The organism is Streptomyces sp. NPDC051180 (assembly GCF_040689545.1).
Classification (GTDB): domain Bacteria; phylum Actinomycetota; class Actinomycetes; order Streptomycetales; family Streptomycetaceae; genus Streptomyces.
Window position 1 is genome coordinate 165,943 of sequence record NZ_JBFBBC010000003.1, and the last position, 15,507, is coordinate 181,449.

General features: G+C 71.4%; 14 protein-coding genes. 6 read left to right on the forward strand and 8 right to left on the reverse strand.

Going from position 1 to position 15,507, the window contains the following annotated elements:
- Positions 1–127: 127 nt before the first annotated feature.
- The gene (locus AB0424_RS07485; RefSeq protein WP_017240309.1) at positions 128–631 is read right to left on the reverse strand and encodes an SseB family protein; all 504 of its coding nucleotides are present in this window, start codon (positions 629–631) and stop codon (positions 128–130) included.
- A 189-nt stretch (positions 632–820) separates the two neighbouring features.
- Here AB0424_RS07485 and AB0424_RS07490 point away from each other — a divergent pair, with 189 nt between their 5' ends.
- From AB0424_RS07490 to AB0424_RS07500, 3 genes are all read left to right on the forward strand, one after another.
- A complete protein-coding gene (locus AB0424_RS07490) occupies positions 821–2,650 on the forward strand; it encodes an acyl-CoA dehydrogenase (protein ID WP_366302889.1) in 1,830 nt (609 codons plus the stop codon).
- Between the two features lie 146 nt (positions 2,651–2,796).
- On the forward strand, positions 2,797–4,104 hold the full coding sequence (locus AB0424_RS07495; protein ID WP_366302891.1) for a M18 family aminopeptidase: 1,308 nt from the start codon (positions 2,797–2,799) through the stop codon (positions 4,102–4,104).
- Positions 4,105–4,163: 59 nt separating this feature from the next.
- Entirely contained in the window at positions 4,164–4,508 is a 345-nt protein-coding gene (locus tag AB0424_RS07500; protein WP_366302893.1) for a hypothetical protein, read from the forward strand.
- A 27-nt stretch (positions 4,509–4,535) separates the two neighbouring features.
- On the opposite strand, the gene AB0424_RS07505 is transcribed toward AB0424_RS07500, so the two are convergent.
- Entirely contained in the window at positions 4,536–6,335 is a 1,800-nt protein-coding gene (locus tag AB0424_RS07505) for an NHL domain-containing thioredoxin family protein (RefSeq protein WP_366302895.1), read from the reverse strand.
- Between the two features lie 116 nt (positions 6,336–6,451).
- Here AB0424_RS07505 and AB0424_RS07510 point away from each other — a divergent pair, with 116 nt between their 5' ends.
- Together AB0424_RS07510 and AB0424_RS07515 are read left to right on the forward strand one after the other, a co-directional pair.
- A complete protein-coding gene (locus AB0424_RS07510; protein ID WP_366302897.1) occupies positions 6,452–6,937 on the forward strand; it encodes an LURP-one-related family protein in 486 nt (161 codons plus the stop codon).
- A 137-nt stretch (positions 6,938–7,074) separates the two neighbouring features.
- The gene (locus tag AB0424_RS07515; protein WP_366302899.1) at positions 7,075–7,683 is read left to right on the forward strand and encodes a hypothetical protein; all 609 of its coding nucleotides are present in this window, start codon (positions 7,075–7,077) and stop codon (positions 7,681–7,683) included.
- A gap of 53 nt (positions 7,684–7,736) precedes the next feature.
- Here AB0424_RS07515 and AB0424_RS07520 read toward each other — a convergent pair whose 3' ends face one another.
- Positions 7,737–8,540 carry a carbon-nitrogen family hydrolase gene (locus AB0424_RS07520; RefSeq protein ID WP_366302900.1) on the reverse strand — a complete coding sequence of 268 codons (804 nt, stop codon included), beginning with the start codon at positions 8,538–8,540 and terminating at the stop codon, positions 7,737–7,739.
- 155 nt (positions 8,541–8,695) lie between these two features.
- Here AB0424_RS07520 and AB0424_RS07525 point away from each other — a divergent pair, with 155 nt between their 5' ends.
- Positions 8,696–9,523 carry a maleylpyruvate isomerase family mycothiol-dependent enzyme gene (locus tag AB0424_RS07525; protein ID WP_366302902.1) on the forward strand — a complete coding sequence of 276 codons (828 nt, stop codon included), beginning with the start codon at positions 8,696–8,698 and terminating at the stop codon, positions 9,521–9,523.
- A gap of 5 nt (positions 9,524–9,528) precedes the next feature.
- Here AB0424_RS07525 and AB0424_RS07530 read toward each other — a convergent pair whose 3' ends face one another.
- From AB0424_RS07530 to pdhA, 5 genes are all read right to left on the reverse strand, one after another.
- Entirely contained in the window at positions 9,529–10,839 is a 1,311-nt protein-coding gene (locus AB0424_RS07530; protein ID WP_366302904.1) for an MFS transporter, read from the reverse strand.
- Positions 10,836–11,501 (reverse strand): GntR family transcriptional regulator, encoded by a 666-nt coding sequence (locus AB0424_RS07535; RefSeq protein WP_366302906.1) that lies wholly within the window; start codon positions 11,499–11,501, stop codon positions 10,836–10,838. The genes AB0424_RS07530 and AB0424_RS07535 overlap by 4 nt, the downstream gene beginning before the upstream one ends.
- A 95-nt stretch (positions 11,502–11,596) precedes the next feature.
- Positions 11,597–13,006, reverse strand: coding sequence for a dihydrolipoamide acetyltransferase family protein (locus AB0424_RS07540; protein ID WP_366303366.1), 1,410 nt, complete (start codon positions 13,004–13,006; stop codon positions 11,597–11,599).
- A 31-nt stretch (positions 13,007–13,037) separates the two neighbouring features.
- Positions 13,038–14,018, reverse strand: coding sequence for an alpha-ketoacid dehydrogenase subunit beta (locus AB0424_RS07545; protein ID WP_366302908.1), 981 nt, complete (start codon positions 14,016–14,018; stop codon positions 13,038–13,040).
- 2 nt (positions 14,019–14,020) lie between these two features.
- Positions 14,021–15,214, reverse strand: a complete 1,194-nt coding sequence (pdhA, locus tag AB0424_RS07550; RefSeq protein ID WP_366302910.1) for a pyruvate dehydrogenase (acetyl-transferring) E1 component subunit alpha — start codon at positions 15,212–15,214, stop codon at positions 14,021–14,023.
- Positions 15,215–15,507 lie beyond the last annotated feature (293 nt).

The window sequence follows — 15,507 nt, forward strand, 5'->3', positions numbered from 1 at the left end:
CCCCGACCCCCACCCACTTTCGCCCCCCCCCCCCCCCCCCGGGGGGGGGCCCCCCCCCCCCCCCGGGCCCCCCCCCGCCCCCGCCCGACATCGACCCGGCATCGGCCCGACGCCCGTCCAGCCTCCGTCAGCCGTACATCCGCCGCATCGCGAAGTCGACCATCTGCTCCACGGCCTTCGCGTCGAAGACCATGCGGTGGTCGCCCTCCATGTCGAGGACGAAGCCGTAGCCGGTCGGCAGCAGGTCGATCACCTCGGCCCCGGTGATGACGAAGTACTTCGACTCCTTGCCCGCGTACCGCCGCAGCTCCTTGAGCGAGGTGAACATCGGGATCACCGGCTGCTGGGTGTTGTGCAGGGCCAGGAAGCCCGGGTTGTCGCCGCGCGGGCAGTAGACCTTGGAGGTGGCGAAGATCTGCTGGAAGTCCTCCGGCGCGAGCGTGCCGGTGGTGAAAGCCCGTACGGCGTCGGCGAGCGAGGGCGGCGACGGCTCCGGATAGAGCGGCGCCTGCTGCTGCCCGTACCCGCCGCCCGGCATGCCGGCCTGCATGCCGCCCTGCGGCGCGTACTGCCCCTGCGGCGGCGGTGCGTACTGCTGCTGGGCACCCGGATTCTGCTCGTAGCCGTACATGGGGCCAAGCCTATCGAGCCGGGCCGCGACCTCCGCCTGATGGGCCGGATCGACGTCGCGGACGTCACAGATGGCCGGATAGGGGTTGCTTCTTATTACCGGTGGGTAGCATCATCGGAGAGAGCGTGTTGCTACTCGCTGGTACGTGTACGAGGAACCTGCCTCCCCGAGCCTTACGGAGCCGTCGCCATGGGGCACTACAAGTCGAATCTCCGCGACATCGAGTTCAACCTCTTCGAGGTGCTCGGCCGCGACAAGGTGTACGGCACCGGTCCGTTCGAGGAGATGGACGTCGAGACCGCCAAGAGCATCCTCGACGAGATCCGCCGCCTCGCCGAGAACGAGCTCGCGGAGTCCTTCGCCGACGCCGACCGCAACCCGCCGGTCTTCGACCCCGAGACCAACACCGCCCCGGTACCGGCCTCCTTCAAGAAGTCCTACAAGGCGTTCATGGACTCCGAGTACTGGCGCCTCGGCATCCCCGAGGGCATCGGCGGCACCGTCTCCCCGCGCTCCCTCGTCTGGGCCTACGCCGAGCTGCTCCTCGGCTCGAACCCGGCCATCTGGATGTACTCCTCCGGCCCGGCCTTCGCCGGCGTCCTCTACAACGAGGGCAACGACGCCCAGAAGAAGATCGCCCAGATCGCGGTCGAGAAGCGCTGGGGCTCCACCATGGTCCTCACCGAGCCCGACGCCGGCTCGGACGTCGGCGCCGGCCGCACCAAGGCCGTCCAGCAGGAGGACGGCTCCTGGCACATCGAGGGCGTGAAGCGCTTCATCACCTCCGGTGAGCACGACATGGAGGAGAACATCCTCCACTACGTCCTCGCCCGCCCCGAGGGTGCCGGCCCCGGCACCAAGGGCCTCTCCCTCTTCCTCGTCCCCAAGTACGAGTTCGACTGGGAGACCGGCGAGCTGGGCGAGCGCAACGGCGTCTACGCCACCAACGTCGAGCACAAGATGGGCCTCAAGGCGTCCAACACGTGCGAGATGACCTTCGGCGACCGCCACCCCGCCAAGGGCTGGCTCATCGGCGACAAGCACGAGGGCATCCGCCAGATGTTCCTCATCATCGAGTTCGCCCGCATGATGGTCGGCACGAAGGCGATCTCCACCCTCTCCACGGGCTACCTCAACGCCCTGGAGTACGCCAAGGAGCGCGTCCAGGGCACCGACCTGGCCAACTTCATGGACAAGGCCGCGCCCAAGGTCACCATCACGCACCACCCCGACGTCCGCCGCTCGCTCATGACGCAGAAGGCGTACGCCGAGGGCATGCGCTCCCTCGTGCTCTACACGGCCTCCGTGCAGGACGAGATCGCGATCAAGGAAGCGGCCGGCGAGGACGTCAAGGCGCTCCACGGCCTGAACGACCTGCTGCTCCCGATCGTCAAGGGCTACGGCTCCGAGAAGGGCTACGAGCAGCTCGCGCAGTCGCTCCAGACCTTCGGCGGCTCCGGCTTCCTGCAGGAGTACCCGATCGAGCAGTACATCCGCGACGCCAAGATCGACACCCTCTACGAGGGCACCACCGCCATCCAGGGCCAGGACTTCTTCTTCCGGAAGATCGTCCGCGACCAGGGCGCCTCCCTGAACGCGCTGTCCGAGGAGATCAAGAAGTTCCTCGCGGTCGGCACCGGCGGCGAGGACCTGGCCGGCGCCCGCGACGCGCTCGCCAAGGCGGCCGTCGACCTGGAGGCCATCGTCGGCACGATGATCACCGACCTCACCGCCACCGGCGAGGACGTCAGGAACATCTACAAGGTCGGCCTGAACACCACCCGCCTGCTGCTCGCCTCCGGCGACGTCGTCGTCGGCTACCTGCTCCTCAAGGGCGCGTCCGTCGCCGCCGAGAAGCTGGCCGCCGGCGCCACGGGCAAGGACGTCGCCTTCTACCAGGGCAAGATCGCGGCCGCGAAGTTCTTCGCCGCCAACGTCCTGCCCGGCGTCTCCGCCGAGCGCGCTCTGGCCGAGGCCGTCGACGGCTCGGTGATGGACCTGGACGAGGCCGCGTTCTAAGCGACGCACCTGGTCCTTCCGGTACGGCCCGTCCCCGGGGAGGGGGGCGGGCCGTACTCTCTTTCCCGGTCAGCGGGTCGGCCCGCCCGGCCGTTCCATTTCCGGGGCCCCGACGTCGCTATCCGGGCCGTGCGTAAGGTGAACCCATGAGCAGCGCAGCTTCCCGTCCCACCGCCGGCCCCTTCGACCGCGGCCACACCGACGACCTGATGGCCTTCCTCGCCGCCTCGCCGACGCCGTACCACGCGGTCGCCACGGCCGCCGAGCGGCTGGAGAAGGCCGGCTTCCGGCGCGTCGAGGAGACCGCGTCCTGGGACGGGACGACCGGCGGGAAGTACGTGATCCGCGGCGGCGCGATCATCGCGTGGTTCGTGCCGGAGGGCGCCGCTCCGCACACCCCGTTCCGGATCGTCGGCGCCCACACCGACTCCCCGAACCTCCGCGTCAAGCCCCAGCCCGACATGGGCACCCAGGGCTGGCGCCAGGTCGCCGTCGAGATCTACGGCGGCCCGCTGCTCAACAGCTGGCTCGACCGCGACCTCGGCCTCGCCGGACGCCTCACCCTGCGCGACGGCTCCCAGAAGCTCGTGAACATCGACCGGCCCCTGCTGCGCGTCCCGCAGCTCGCCGTCCACCTGGACCGCGGGGTCAACGACGGCATGAAGCTGGAGCGCCAGCGCCACATGCAGCCCATCTGGGGACTCGGCGACGTCCACGAGGGCGACCTCATCGCCTTCGTCGCCGAGGAGGCCGGCCTCGACGCCGAGGACGTGACCGGCTGGGACCTCATGGTCAGCGCCATCGAGGCCCCCGCCTACCTGGGCCGCGACCGCGAACTCGTCGCCGGACCCCGCATGGACAACCTGATCTCGGTGCACGCCGCCGTCGCCGCGCTCGCCGCCGTCGCCGGCCGCGAGGACCTCCCCTACATCCCCGTCCTCGCCGCCTTCGACCACGAGGAGAACGGCTCCGAGGCCGACACCGGCGCCCAGGGCCCGCTCCTCGGCAACGTCCTGGAGCGCTCCGTCTACGCCCGCGGCGGCGCCTACGAGGACCGCGCACGCGCCCTCGCCGGCTCGATCTGCCTCTCCTCCGACGTCGGCCACGCCGTCCACCCCAACTACGCCGAGCGCCACGACCCGACGCACCACCCGCGCCCCAACGGCGGCCCGATCCTCAAGGTCAACGTCAACCAGCGCTACGCCACCGACGGCGCCGGCCGGGCCGTCTTCGCCGCCGCCTGCGAGAAGGCCGGCGTGCCGTGGCAGTCCTTCGTCTCGCACAACGACATGCCGTGCGGCACCACGATCGGCCCCATCACCGCCGCCCGCCACGGCATCAGGACCGTCGACATCGGCGTCGCCTGCCTGTCCATGCACAGCGCCCGTGAACTCTGCGGCGCCGAGGACCCCTACCTCCTCGCCAACGCCCTGGTCGCCTTCCTGGAGGGCTGACCGCCCGCGGGTCCGCCCGCGAAACATCGGCGAAAGCCCTCCCCTGACAGCCTCGCTCCATGCACCGTCACGAGGGCCCGCCCGCACGGAAGTTCGCCCCGCTCGCCACCGCCGCCGCGCTCCTCGCCGCGGCGGTGGCCTGGGGGCTCGTCGACCACTACGCCGACCGCCCCCCGTGGGGCACCGACATCGCCTACGAAGGCGGCTACGTGCAGGCCGCGCGCATCCGCGGCTTCGACGTGGACGGCTCGCGCACCAGGGCCCTGCTCTCCGGCGAGTGCGCCCTCATGGAACGCCAGGGCCTCGGCGGCGCCCGCGCCGCGCACGACCCGGCGGCCTGGGTCGCCGGCTGCCTGGACGGCGCCGCGGGGCGCCCGTCCAGGAACCAGGGGATCGTGCGCTAGCTCGCCCCTGACGCGTGCCGCGCGGCCTCAGCCGTCCATGCCCGCCAGGATCAGCGGCAGCCGGGCGACGCCCTCCGCCGTGACCTTCACCGGGACGCCCCAGTCCTGCTGGTGGACGTGGCAGGCCGGGTACTCGTTGGCCGGGTCGTCGTCGCAGGACGCCGCCATCGCCGAGACGTGCAGCACGCCCTCCGTCAGCTCCGGGTTCAGATCGAGCTCACGGAACAGGTCCGTGCCCGTGCCCTCGCCCGCGAGCAGCAGCTCCGGCGGGGTCGAGGAGACCAGCAGCCGGGTCGAGGGGCCGTAGCGCTCGTCGAGCTTCTGGCCCGTGGGCGCCTGGAAGACGACGTCCAGGCGCAGCCGGCCCGGGGCGACCTCGGTGGCCTCGCGGCGGGTGCGGTGCGCCACCGCGTCCACCCGGACGGCCTCCTCGGGCAGCCGCAGCCGGGTCAGCCGGTGCCGGGCGGACTCGACGACCACGATGTCGCCGTCGACGAGCACCGCGCCGCTCGGCTCGCGCAGGTCGGTGGCGAGCGTCGTGACCTCGCCCGTGGCGGGGTCGTAGCGGCGCAGGGCGTGGTTGTAGGTGTCGCTGACCGCGACCGACCCGTCCGGCAGCGCCGTCACGCCCAGCGGGTGCTGGAGGAGCGCCTGGGCGGCGTCGCCGTCGCGGTGCCCGAAGTCGAACAGGCCGGTGCCGACGGCGGTGTGCACCACGCCCTCCGTGTCGATCCAGCGCACCGCGCTCGTCTCGGAGTCGGCGATCCACAGCCGGTCCTCCGTCGCGGCGAGCCCGGAGGGCTGCGCGAACCACGCCTCGGCGGCGGGGCCGTCCACGAGCCCCTCGTTGGTGGTGCCCGCCGCGACCGCCACCGTCCGGGTCTCCGGGTCGTACGTCCACAGCTGGTGGACGCCCGCCATCGCGATCCACACCTTCCCCTGCCACCACGCCACGTCCCACGGCGACGACAGGTCCACCTCCAGGGCGGGCCCGGACGTGGGCGACCCCTGCCACCACTGCTTCCCGGTGCCCGCGACCAGCTCGATCGCCCCGGTCTCCGGGTCGTACGTGCGCAGGGCGTGGTTCACGGTGTCCGCGACGACGACCGTGCCGTCGGGCAGCAGGGCCAGCCCCTGCGGCTCCCGGAAGACCCCCTCGCCGATCCGCCGCAGCACGGTCTCGCCGTCCGGCGCCATCTCGACCAGCTGGTGCCGGGTCGTGTCGGAGACCAGGAGGTTGCCGTTGCCCAGCACCACGGCCTTGCCCGGGAACCGCAGGTCGGTCGCGACCGGCTCCGGCGCCACGTAGGGCCCGTCCCCCCGCCGCAGCGTCCCCTTCGCCTCGTGCTCGGCCTCCAGCTCCTCCACCAGCGTCCTGATCGCGTTGGCGTGCCCCTCGCCCGCGTGCTGCGCGACCACGTACCCCTCCGGGTCGATCACCACCAGCGTCGGCCACGCCCGCACCGCGTACTGCTTCCACGTCGCGAGCTCCGGGTCGTCCAGGACCGGGTGGTGCACCTCGTACCGCTCCACCGCGTCCACGACCGCCTGATGCTCCGCCTCATGCACGAACTTCGGCGAGTGCACCCCCACGATCACCAGCGTGTCCCGGTGCTTCTCCTCCAGATCCCGCAGTTCGTCGAGCACGTGCAGGCAGTTCACACAGCAGAAGGTCCAGAAGTCGAGAAGGACGATCTTTCCCCGCAGGTCGGCGAGGGACAGGTCGTCTCCGCCCGTGTTCAGCCAGCCGCCCCTGCCGATCAGCTCGGGGGCACGGACACGGGCACGGCGGGGCGCGGGGGTGGGCGCCGAAGAGGCATCGTTCATGCTTCAAGCTTGCCATCCGACCGTGAACGCCGGATCACACGCGTACGGCGGCGCCGGCCGGTGACGGGTGGGCGGCGGCGTGTGAGGAGGGGGGATCGTGGGGCAGGCATAGGGGTATGAAATATCTCGTACGGGACAGGATCTTCTCGATCGGTGACGACTACTGGATCGAGGACGAGGAGGGGCGGCACGCGTTTCTCGTCGACGGGAAGGCGATGCGGCTGCGGGACACGCTGGAGCTGAAGGATCCGGACGGGCAGGTCCTCGTGACCCTGCGGCAGAAGATGTTCAGCCTGCGGGACGCGATGACGATCGAGCGGGACGAGCGGCCCCTGGCGACGGTCCGGCGCAAGAGGCTGTCGCTGCTGCGGAACCACTACCGGGTGACGCTGGTGGAGGGGACCGAACTGGACGTCAGCGGGCGGATCCTCGACCGGGAGTTCACCGTCGAGTACGACGGGGAGCTGCTGGCGCACATCTCGCGGCGGTGGTTCCACGTCCGGGAGACGTACGCGGTGAACGTGCTCCGGGAGGACGCGGACGCCTCGCTGCTCGTCGCGGTGGCGGTGTGCGTGATCCGGATGGCGGAGCGGGAGGACTAGGGGGTCGACGGGGGGGGCGTCGGCTCCGGGCCCGTCCACGGGTCGTCACGCGGGGAGTTGTCGGTGGACCGGGTCGTGGGAGAGGCTGGTCCACCGCACAGGTCCCACCCCGGCCGATCGGTTCGCAGGAGCTGGAGATGCACACGCACGTCACGCCGTTCGACCTCCTCGCGTGGAAGGAGGGGCACCGGCACGACTACCGGGCCGGGTGGAGGGGGGTCTCGCCGGAGTTCGGCGAGATCACGCTGACCTGTCCCCTTCCCCGTACGTCGCCCGAGTCCCTGGTCTCGGAGGTGCGCGGCGGGCAGCTCCCGACGGCCTCGTTCGAGGCTCGGGGGGCGCACGTCGAGGGGATGCGGCTGCCGGGGCTGAACCGGTCGACGCTGCGGGTCGGCGACCGGATGGTGTACGTGACGCGGAACCGTTTCGGCGCCACGCTGGAGCAGCGCGCGCTGGGGATGCGGTACGCGGGCGACCGCTACCGGCTCTCGGCCCTCGACAAGCGCGGATACGTGCTGGGCCGCGCCGCGGACGACGAGGACCCGGGGGTCGCGATCGCCGTCCGCGAGACCGGGCGCGGCAAGGGGCGCAGGCTCTCCGTGCGCGTCGAAGGGCGGGCCGAGGGCGGGGACCTGGCCCTCGCGCTGATCTTCGCCGGCGTGGACCGCTCGGCCCTGACGCGGCTGGGCGCCGTGAGGGCCGGGCTGTCCCGCGTGACCCATTTCTGGACCGAGTCCCAGTACTGACCGTCCGGGGGGCCTGTCCCGGTCGTTCACCGGGTGTCCTGCGACGGACGGGTTCAGCCGCGGCGGGCCGGCGGTGTCGCGAGGCCCAGGACGCGGTCCTTGAGGGCGGGGAACTGCTCGCGGGTGGCGGTCACCTTGGCGGGGTCGAGGACGACGCGGAGGGTCTCCTCGTCGGGGCCGGCCTCGGCGAGGGTCTCGCCCCAGGGGTCGACGACGAGGGAGTGCCCGGCCTGCTCGACGCCGGCGTGGGTGCCGGCGGTGCCGCAGGCGAGGACGTACGCCTGGTTCTCGACCGCCCGGGCGCGGGCGAGGAGCGACCAGTGGGCGCGGCGGCGTGCGGGCCAGCCGGCGGGGACGACGAACGCCTGGGCACCGGCGTCGACGAGGCCGCGGAAGAGTTCGGGGAAGCGCAGGTCGTAGCAGGTGCCGACGCCGAGGGTGAGGTGCGGCAGGTCGACGGTGACGAGGTCCTCGCCGGCGGCCATCATGACGGCCTCGCCCTTGTCGAAGCCGAAGCGGTGGATCTTCCGGTAGGAGGCGACGAGTTCGCCGTCGGGGGAGAGGACGAGCGAGGTGTTGTAGAGCGCACCGCCCTCGGCTTCGACGAAGGAGCCGGCGTGCAGCCAGACTCCGGCGTCGCGGGCGGCGGCGGCCATCGCCCGGTGGGTGGGGCCGTTCAGCGGTTCGGACTCGGCGGCGAACTGCTCGTAGGCGAAGGCCCCCATGGGCCAGAGTTCCGGCAGGACGACGAGGTCGGCGCGGCCGGATTCCTCTCGTACGAGCCGGGCCACTCGGGCCCGCCGGGCGTCGACCGGTTCGTCCGGGTCTACCGCGATCTGGATCAGCGAGGCGCGCACACTACCACCGTCCTGGCATTCGAGCCGTCAACACCGGCCTACGATCGTCACACGAAAGCACTGCCGGGGTGCCTTCGGGCAGCGTAACTTAGCGTCCGAGCCTCCCACCCAGTCGTGTTTTCAGCCCGCGCACCGAAGAACCGCCGAGGGGTCCCGTGACCGTCCATCCCAGCCTCCAGAACTACTCCGATGCCTGGACGCACTCCATCGAGGCGATAGCCGAGCTGGTGCAGCCGCTCGTGGAGGGCGAATGGAACCGGCCAACACCCTGCCCCGGCTGGTCGGTGCGGGACATCGTCTCCCATGTCATCGGCATGGAGACCGAGATGCTGGGCGACCCGCGTCCGATCCATTCGCTGCCCCGGGATCTGTACCACGTACGCAGTGACTTCGCCCGCTACATGGAAGTCCAGGTCGATGTGCGGCGGCACCACACCGCCCCGGAGATGACCTCGGAGCTGGAGTACATCCTCATCCGTCGTGCGCGGCAGCTGCGCAACGAGAACCGCTCCCCCGAGCACCTGATCCGTGCCCCGCTGGGCGCCGAGCAGTCGCTGGAACTGGCCTACCGGACGCGTGCCTTCGACGTGTGGGTGCACGAGCAGGACCTGCGGGCGGCCCTGGGGGTCCCGGGCAACCTGGACTCGGCCGGCGCTCTCGTCGCCCGGGACGTGCTCCTGGAGGCGCTGCCCGACATGGTCGCGAAGGACGCGGGGGCGCCGTCGTCGTCGGCGGTGGTGCTGGACGTGAGCGGTCCGGTGGAGTTCCTGCGGACCGTGCGGGTGGACGCGCAGGGCCGGGGTTCGGTCGACGGCGCGCCTTCCCTGGGTCCCGCGGTGACGCTGGCGACGGACTGGGAAACGTTCGTGCGGCTGGCGTGCGGCCGGGTCCGGCCGTCCGACGTCGCCGACCGGGTCAAGACGGAGGGCGACGCGGACCTGGCGCGGGCGATCCTGGACAACTTCGCGGTGACGCCCCGGTAGGGGCGCTACGCGGGTACGTGGACGGCCTCCACGCGGCTGGCGACGAGCCGTTCGCGTTCCCTGCGGTGGGTGCGTGACTTGAGCCGCAGGATCTGCACGACGCCGACGGCTTCCAGGACGAAGACCGACGAGAACGCGATCCGGTAGTCGCCGCCGGTCGCGTCGAGCAGCACGCCGACGGCGAGCAGGGTCGTCATCGAGGCCACGAAACCACCCATGTTGACGATGCCGGAGGCGGTGCCCTGACGCTCCGGCGGGTTGGCCGGGCGGGCGAAGTCGAAGCCGATCATCGAGGCGGGTCCGCAGGCGCCGAGGACCAGGCAGAGGGTGACGAGCAGCCACATCGGCGCGTGGTCGCCGGGGTAGGCGAGGGTGGTGCCCCACAGCAGGGCGGTGGCCGCGACGGTGCCGAGGGCGAGCGGCGCGCGGGCCGTGTGGTGGCGGGCGATGATCTGCCCGTACGCGAGGCCGATGACCATGTTGGAGAGCACCACGAGGGTGAGCAGTCCGCCGGCCGTGGAGCGGGACAGGCCCTGGGCCTCGACAAGGTAGGGCAGGCCCCAGAGCAGCAGGAAGACCATGGCGGGGAACTGGGTGGTGAAGTGCACCCACATGCCGAGCCGGGTGCCGGGTTCTCGCCATGAGGCGGCGATCTGCCGGCGGACGAAGGCGGCTCCGGCGTGGGTGGCGGGTTCGGGCTCGTAGCCCTCGGGGTGGTCCTTGAGCAGGAGCAGCAGCAGGACGAGGACGACGACGCCGGCCAGGGAGCTGCCGACGAAGGTGGTGGTCCAGCCGAGGCCGTGCAGGGCGCGGGCGATGAAGACGGTGGAGACGAGGTTGCCGGCCATGCCGAAGAGGGCGGCGACCTGGCCGATGAGGGGGCCGCGGCGGGCGGGGAACCAGCGGCTGCCGAGCCGCAGGACGCTGATGAAGGTCATGGCGTCGCCGCAGCCGAGGAGGGCGCGGGAGGCGAGCGCGGTGCCGTACGAGGGGGAGAGTGCGAAGCCGAGCTGGCCGACGGTGAAGAGGACGACGCCGAGGGTGAGGACCTTCTTGGTGCCGAGCCGGTCGACCATGAGGCCGACGGGTATCTGCATGCCGGCGTAGACCAGCAGCTGGAGTATGGAGAAGGTGGAGAGCGCGGAGGCGTTGACGTCGAAGCGTTCGGCGGCGTCGAGGCCGGCGACGCCGAGGGACGTGCGGAAGATGACGGCGACGAAGTAGACGGCGACGCCGACGCCCCAGACGAGCGCGGCCCGGCGGCCGCCGGGGGGATCGCCGGGGAGGGTGACCGCGGAGCCGTAGGAGCGGTTCACCGGTCCTCACCCCGGACCAGGACCTTGACCCAGCTGAGGTGCTGGCGGACGCAGTGGGCGGCGCCCTCGACGTCGCCGGCGCGGATCCGGTCCAGGATCTCGGCGTGTTCGGTGATGTTCTTGGCGACGCGGTCGGGCTGGGACTGCATCACGGCGACGCCCATGCGGAGTTGGCGGTCGCGGAGCTGGTCGTAGAGCCGGGAGAGGATCTGGTTGCCGGCGTGGCGGACGATCTCGGCGTGGAAGCAGCGGTCGGTGACGGCGACCTCGGCGAGGTCGCCGGCCAGGGCGCGCCGCTTCTGCTCCTCCAGGAGCTCTTCGAGGCGGGTGATCAGCGAGGCCGGGGCGGGCACGGCCCGGCGGACGGCGAACTCCTCGACGAGGAGGCGGGTCTCGACGACGTCGGCGATCTCCTGGGCGGAGACGGCGAGGACGAGCGCGCCCTTCTTCGGGTAGAGCTTGAGCAGCCCTTCCATCTCCAGCTTGAGCAGCGCCTCGCGGACGGGGGTCCGGGAGACTCCGACGGCCTCGGCGAGTTCGCCCTCGGTGAGGAGGGTGCCTCCCTCGTAGCGCCGGTCGAGTACGGCCTGCTTGACGTGCATGTAGACGCGGTCGGCCGCGGGGGGCTGCTTCGTGGGCGCCGGGGCTGGGGCGGATGGCATGCGCACAGCATAGATACAACAGAGGTGCAACAAACGGCCCCGTCCACATCGTGGACGGGGCCGGATGTTTCACGTGAAACGGGCGAACCCGCTTACTACGCCCAGGTGATCAGCCGCTTCGGCTGCTCCAGGACCGCGGCGATGTCGGCCAGGAACTTGGAGCCCAGCTCGCCGTCGACCAGTCGGTGGTCGAAGGAGAGGGCCAGCGTGGTGACCTGGCGGGGCTTCACCTTGCCCTTGTGGACCCACGGCTGGAGCTTGATCGCACCGACCGCGAGGATCGCGGACTCGCCGGGGTTCAGGATGGGCGTACCGGTGTCGACGCCGAAGACGCCGACGTTGGTGATGGTGAAGGTGCCGCCCTGCATCGCCGCCGGCGTCGTCTTGCCCTCGCGGGCGGTGGCGACGAGCTCGCTCAGCGACTTCGAGAGCTCGGGCAGGGTCTGGGCGTGCGCGTCCTTGATGTTCGGCACGATCAGACCGCGCGGGGTGGCCGCGGCGATGCCCAGGTTCACGTAGTGCTTGAGGACGATCTCCTGTGCCGCCTCGTCCCAGGCGGCGTTGATCTCCGGGTTGCGCTTGGCCGCGACGAGCACGGCCTTGGCGATCAGGAGGAGCGGGTTGACCCGCAGGCCCGCCATGTCCTTGTCGGACTTGAGCTCCTCGACCAGCTTCATCGTGCGCGTGATGTCGAAGGTCACGAACTCGGTCACGTGCGGTGCGGTGAAGGCCGATCCGACCATCGCCGCCGCCGTGGCCTTCCGTACGCCCTTGATGGGCACACGGGTCTCCCGGGCGTCGGACGACACCACCGGGGTCGCCGTGGGCGCGGCGACCGGGGCGGGGGCCGCCACGGGTGCCGGTGCCTCGACGACCGGCGCGGGCGCCGGAGCAGCCGCCGCGTGGACGTCCTCACGGGTGATGATGCCGTCCGGGCCGGTCGGGGTGACCGTCGCCAGGTCGACGCCGAGGTCCTTCGCGAGCTTGCGGACCGGCGGCTTGGCCAGCGGGCGGTCGCCGGCCAGCGCGTGCCCGTTGAGCTGTTCCGGCACGGAGACCGCGACCGGGGCGGGGGCAGCGGGCGCGGGCACGGTGGCGGACGCGCCCACCGTCTCCGGCACCGCCTTGCGGGCCCGGCGCTTGGTGGAGCTGGCCGTCACGCCGTAGCCGACGAGGACCGGCTGGCGGCCCTTCGGCTCGTCGTCCTCGGCCACCGGGGCGGCGGGGGCCGCCACGGCCGGAGCCGCCTCGGCCACCGGGGTCTCGGCCACGGGCGCGGCGCCGCCGCCGACGTTCACCGAGATGATGACCTGGCCGACGTCGACCGTGGTCCCCTCGGGGAACAGCAGCTCGTGGACCGTGCCGTCGAACGGGATCGGCAGCTCGACGGCGGCCTTGGCCGTCTCGACCTCGCACACGACCTGGCCGTCGGTGACGGTGTCACCCGGCTGCACGTACCACTTGAGGATCTCGGCCTCGGTGAGGCCCTCGCCCACGTCGGGCATCTTGAATTCGCGGATCGTCACGGTGCTCTCCTCAGTACGCCAGCGAGCGGTCGACGGCGTCGAGCACGCGATCGAGACCCGGCAGGTACTCCTCCTCCAGGCGCGCCGGCGGATACGGCGCGTGGTAGCCGCCGACCCGCAGGACGGGGGCCTCCAGGTGGTAGAAGCAGCGCTCGGTGATCCGGGCGGCGATCTCCGCGCCGGAGCCGAAGAACACCGGCGCCTCGTGGACGACGACCAGGCGGCGGGTCTTCTCGACCGATGCCTGGATGGTGTCGAAGTCCAGCGGGGAGATCGAGCGGAGGTCCACGACCTCCAGCGACTTGCCCTCCTCGGCGGCGGCCTCGGCCACCTCCAGGCAGGTCTTCACCATCGGGCCGTAGGCCACGAGGGTGAGGTCGGTGCCCTCACGGGCGACCCGGGCCTTGTGCAGCTCGCCGGGGATGGCCTCGGTGTCGACCTCGCCCTTGTCCCAGTAGCGGCGCTTGGGCTCGAAGAAGATGACCGGGTCGTCGCTCTGGATCGCCTGCTGGAGCATCCAGTAGGCGTCGGAGGAGTTGGCCGGGGTGACGACCTTGAGGCCCGCGACGTGCGCGAAGAGCGACTCGGGGGACTCGGAGTGGTGCTCGACCGCGCCGATGCCGCCGCCGTACGGGATGCGGATGACGACGGGCATCTTCACGGTGCCGAGCGAGCGGGCGCGGATCTTCGCCAGCTGGGTGACGATCTGGTCGTACGCCGGGAAGACGAAGCCGTCGAACTGGATCTCCACGACCGGCCGGTAGCCGCGCAGGGCGAGGCCGATCGCGGTGCCGACGATGCCGGACTCGGCGAGCGGGGTGTCGACGACGCGGTCCTCGCCGAAGTCCTTCTGCAGACCGTCGGTGATCCGGAAGACACCGCCGAGCTTGCCGACGTCCAGGCCCATGATGACGACCTTGGGGTCGGTCTCCAGGGCCTTGCGCAGCGACTCGTTGAGCGCCTTCGCGAGGGGAAGCTTCTGAACAGCCATGATTACTCGGCCTCTCCGTTCGCGAAGGACGCCTCGTAGGCGGCGAACTGCGCGCGCTCCTCGTCGACGAGCGCGTGCCCGTCCGCGTACACGTTGTCGAAGATCGCCATGTGCTCCGGGACGGGCATGGCGCGCACGACCTCGCGGACCTGCTTGCCGAGGGCCTCGCTCTCCGCCTCCAGCTCCTCGAAGAAGGCCGCGTCGGCGTGGCCCTCGTTCTCCATGTACACCTTGAGGCGCTGGATCGGGTCCTTCGCCTCCCACTCCTCGCGCTCCGCGTCGCGGCGGTAGCGGGTCGGGTCGTCGGAGGTGGTGTGGGCCGCCATCCGGTACGTGAACGCCTCGATGAGGGTCGGGCCCTCGCCGCGGCGGGCGCGCTCCAGCGCCGACCGGGTCACGGCCAGACAGGCCAGGACGTCGTTGCCGTCGACGCGGACGCCGGGGAAGCCGAAGCCGCGGGCACGCTGGTAGAGCGGGACGCGGGTCTGCTTCTCGATGGGCTCGGAAATGGCCCACTGGTTGTTCTGGCAGAAGAACACGACCGGGGCGTTGTAGACCGCGGAGAACACGAACGACTCGTTCACGTCGCCCTGGCTGGAGGCGCCGTCGCCGAAGTACGCGAGCACCGCGGAATCCGCGCCGTCCTTGGCGATGCCCATGGCATAACCCGTGGCGTGCAGCGTCTGCGAGCCGAGCACGATCGTGTACAGGTGGAAATTGTTGCTGCTCGGATCCCAGCCACCGTGGTTCACGCCACGGAACATTCCGAGCAGGTTCGTGGGGTCGACTCCGCGAACCCAGGCGACGCCGTGCTCGCGGTAGGTCGGGAAGACGTAGTCGTCGTCCCGCAGGGCACGGCCGGAGCCGATCTGGGCGGCCTCCTGGCCGAGCAGCGAGGCCCACAGGCCCAGCTCGCCCTGGCGCTGGAGGGAGGTGGCCTCGGCGTCGAAGCGACGGGTGAGGACCATGTCGCGGTAGAGGCCGCGCAGCTCCTCGGCGCTCAGGTCGATGTCGTAATCGGGGTGCTGGACGCGCTCTCCCTCGGGCGTCAGCAGCTGGACGAGCTCGGGCTCCACAGCGTCCGCATCGGCGCGCGTGCTCGTCTTCTTGGTGGTGCTGGTGCTCGCGCTAGCGGTGCGCTTGGTGCCGCTGCTGCGTCGCGTCGTCTTGCGCGCGGCAGTGCTCTCCACGGTCACGTGCGTGCTCCTCCGTCGGTCCGGCCCCCGGGTTCGCCGGTAAGGCCAGTGCGGCTCTCCGCCTTATCCGTACCCTTCGCACGGGGTGGGTGCGACGCGGCCGGGGTCGGGCGTGACAGGTGCCCCGGCGAGCGCCCCTGCCATAGGCACGTTACCCACAGCGCAGCATTCCCGCGAAACCCCACTTGACCTGCGATTTTGCTTGGATTTCCAAGTAAATCGAGAAAAGGGGGAACAGCGGCTGGTCAGCGCGTCGGCAACGGCTTGAGGGGACGCCGGAACAACGGGCACGT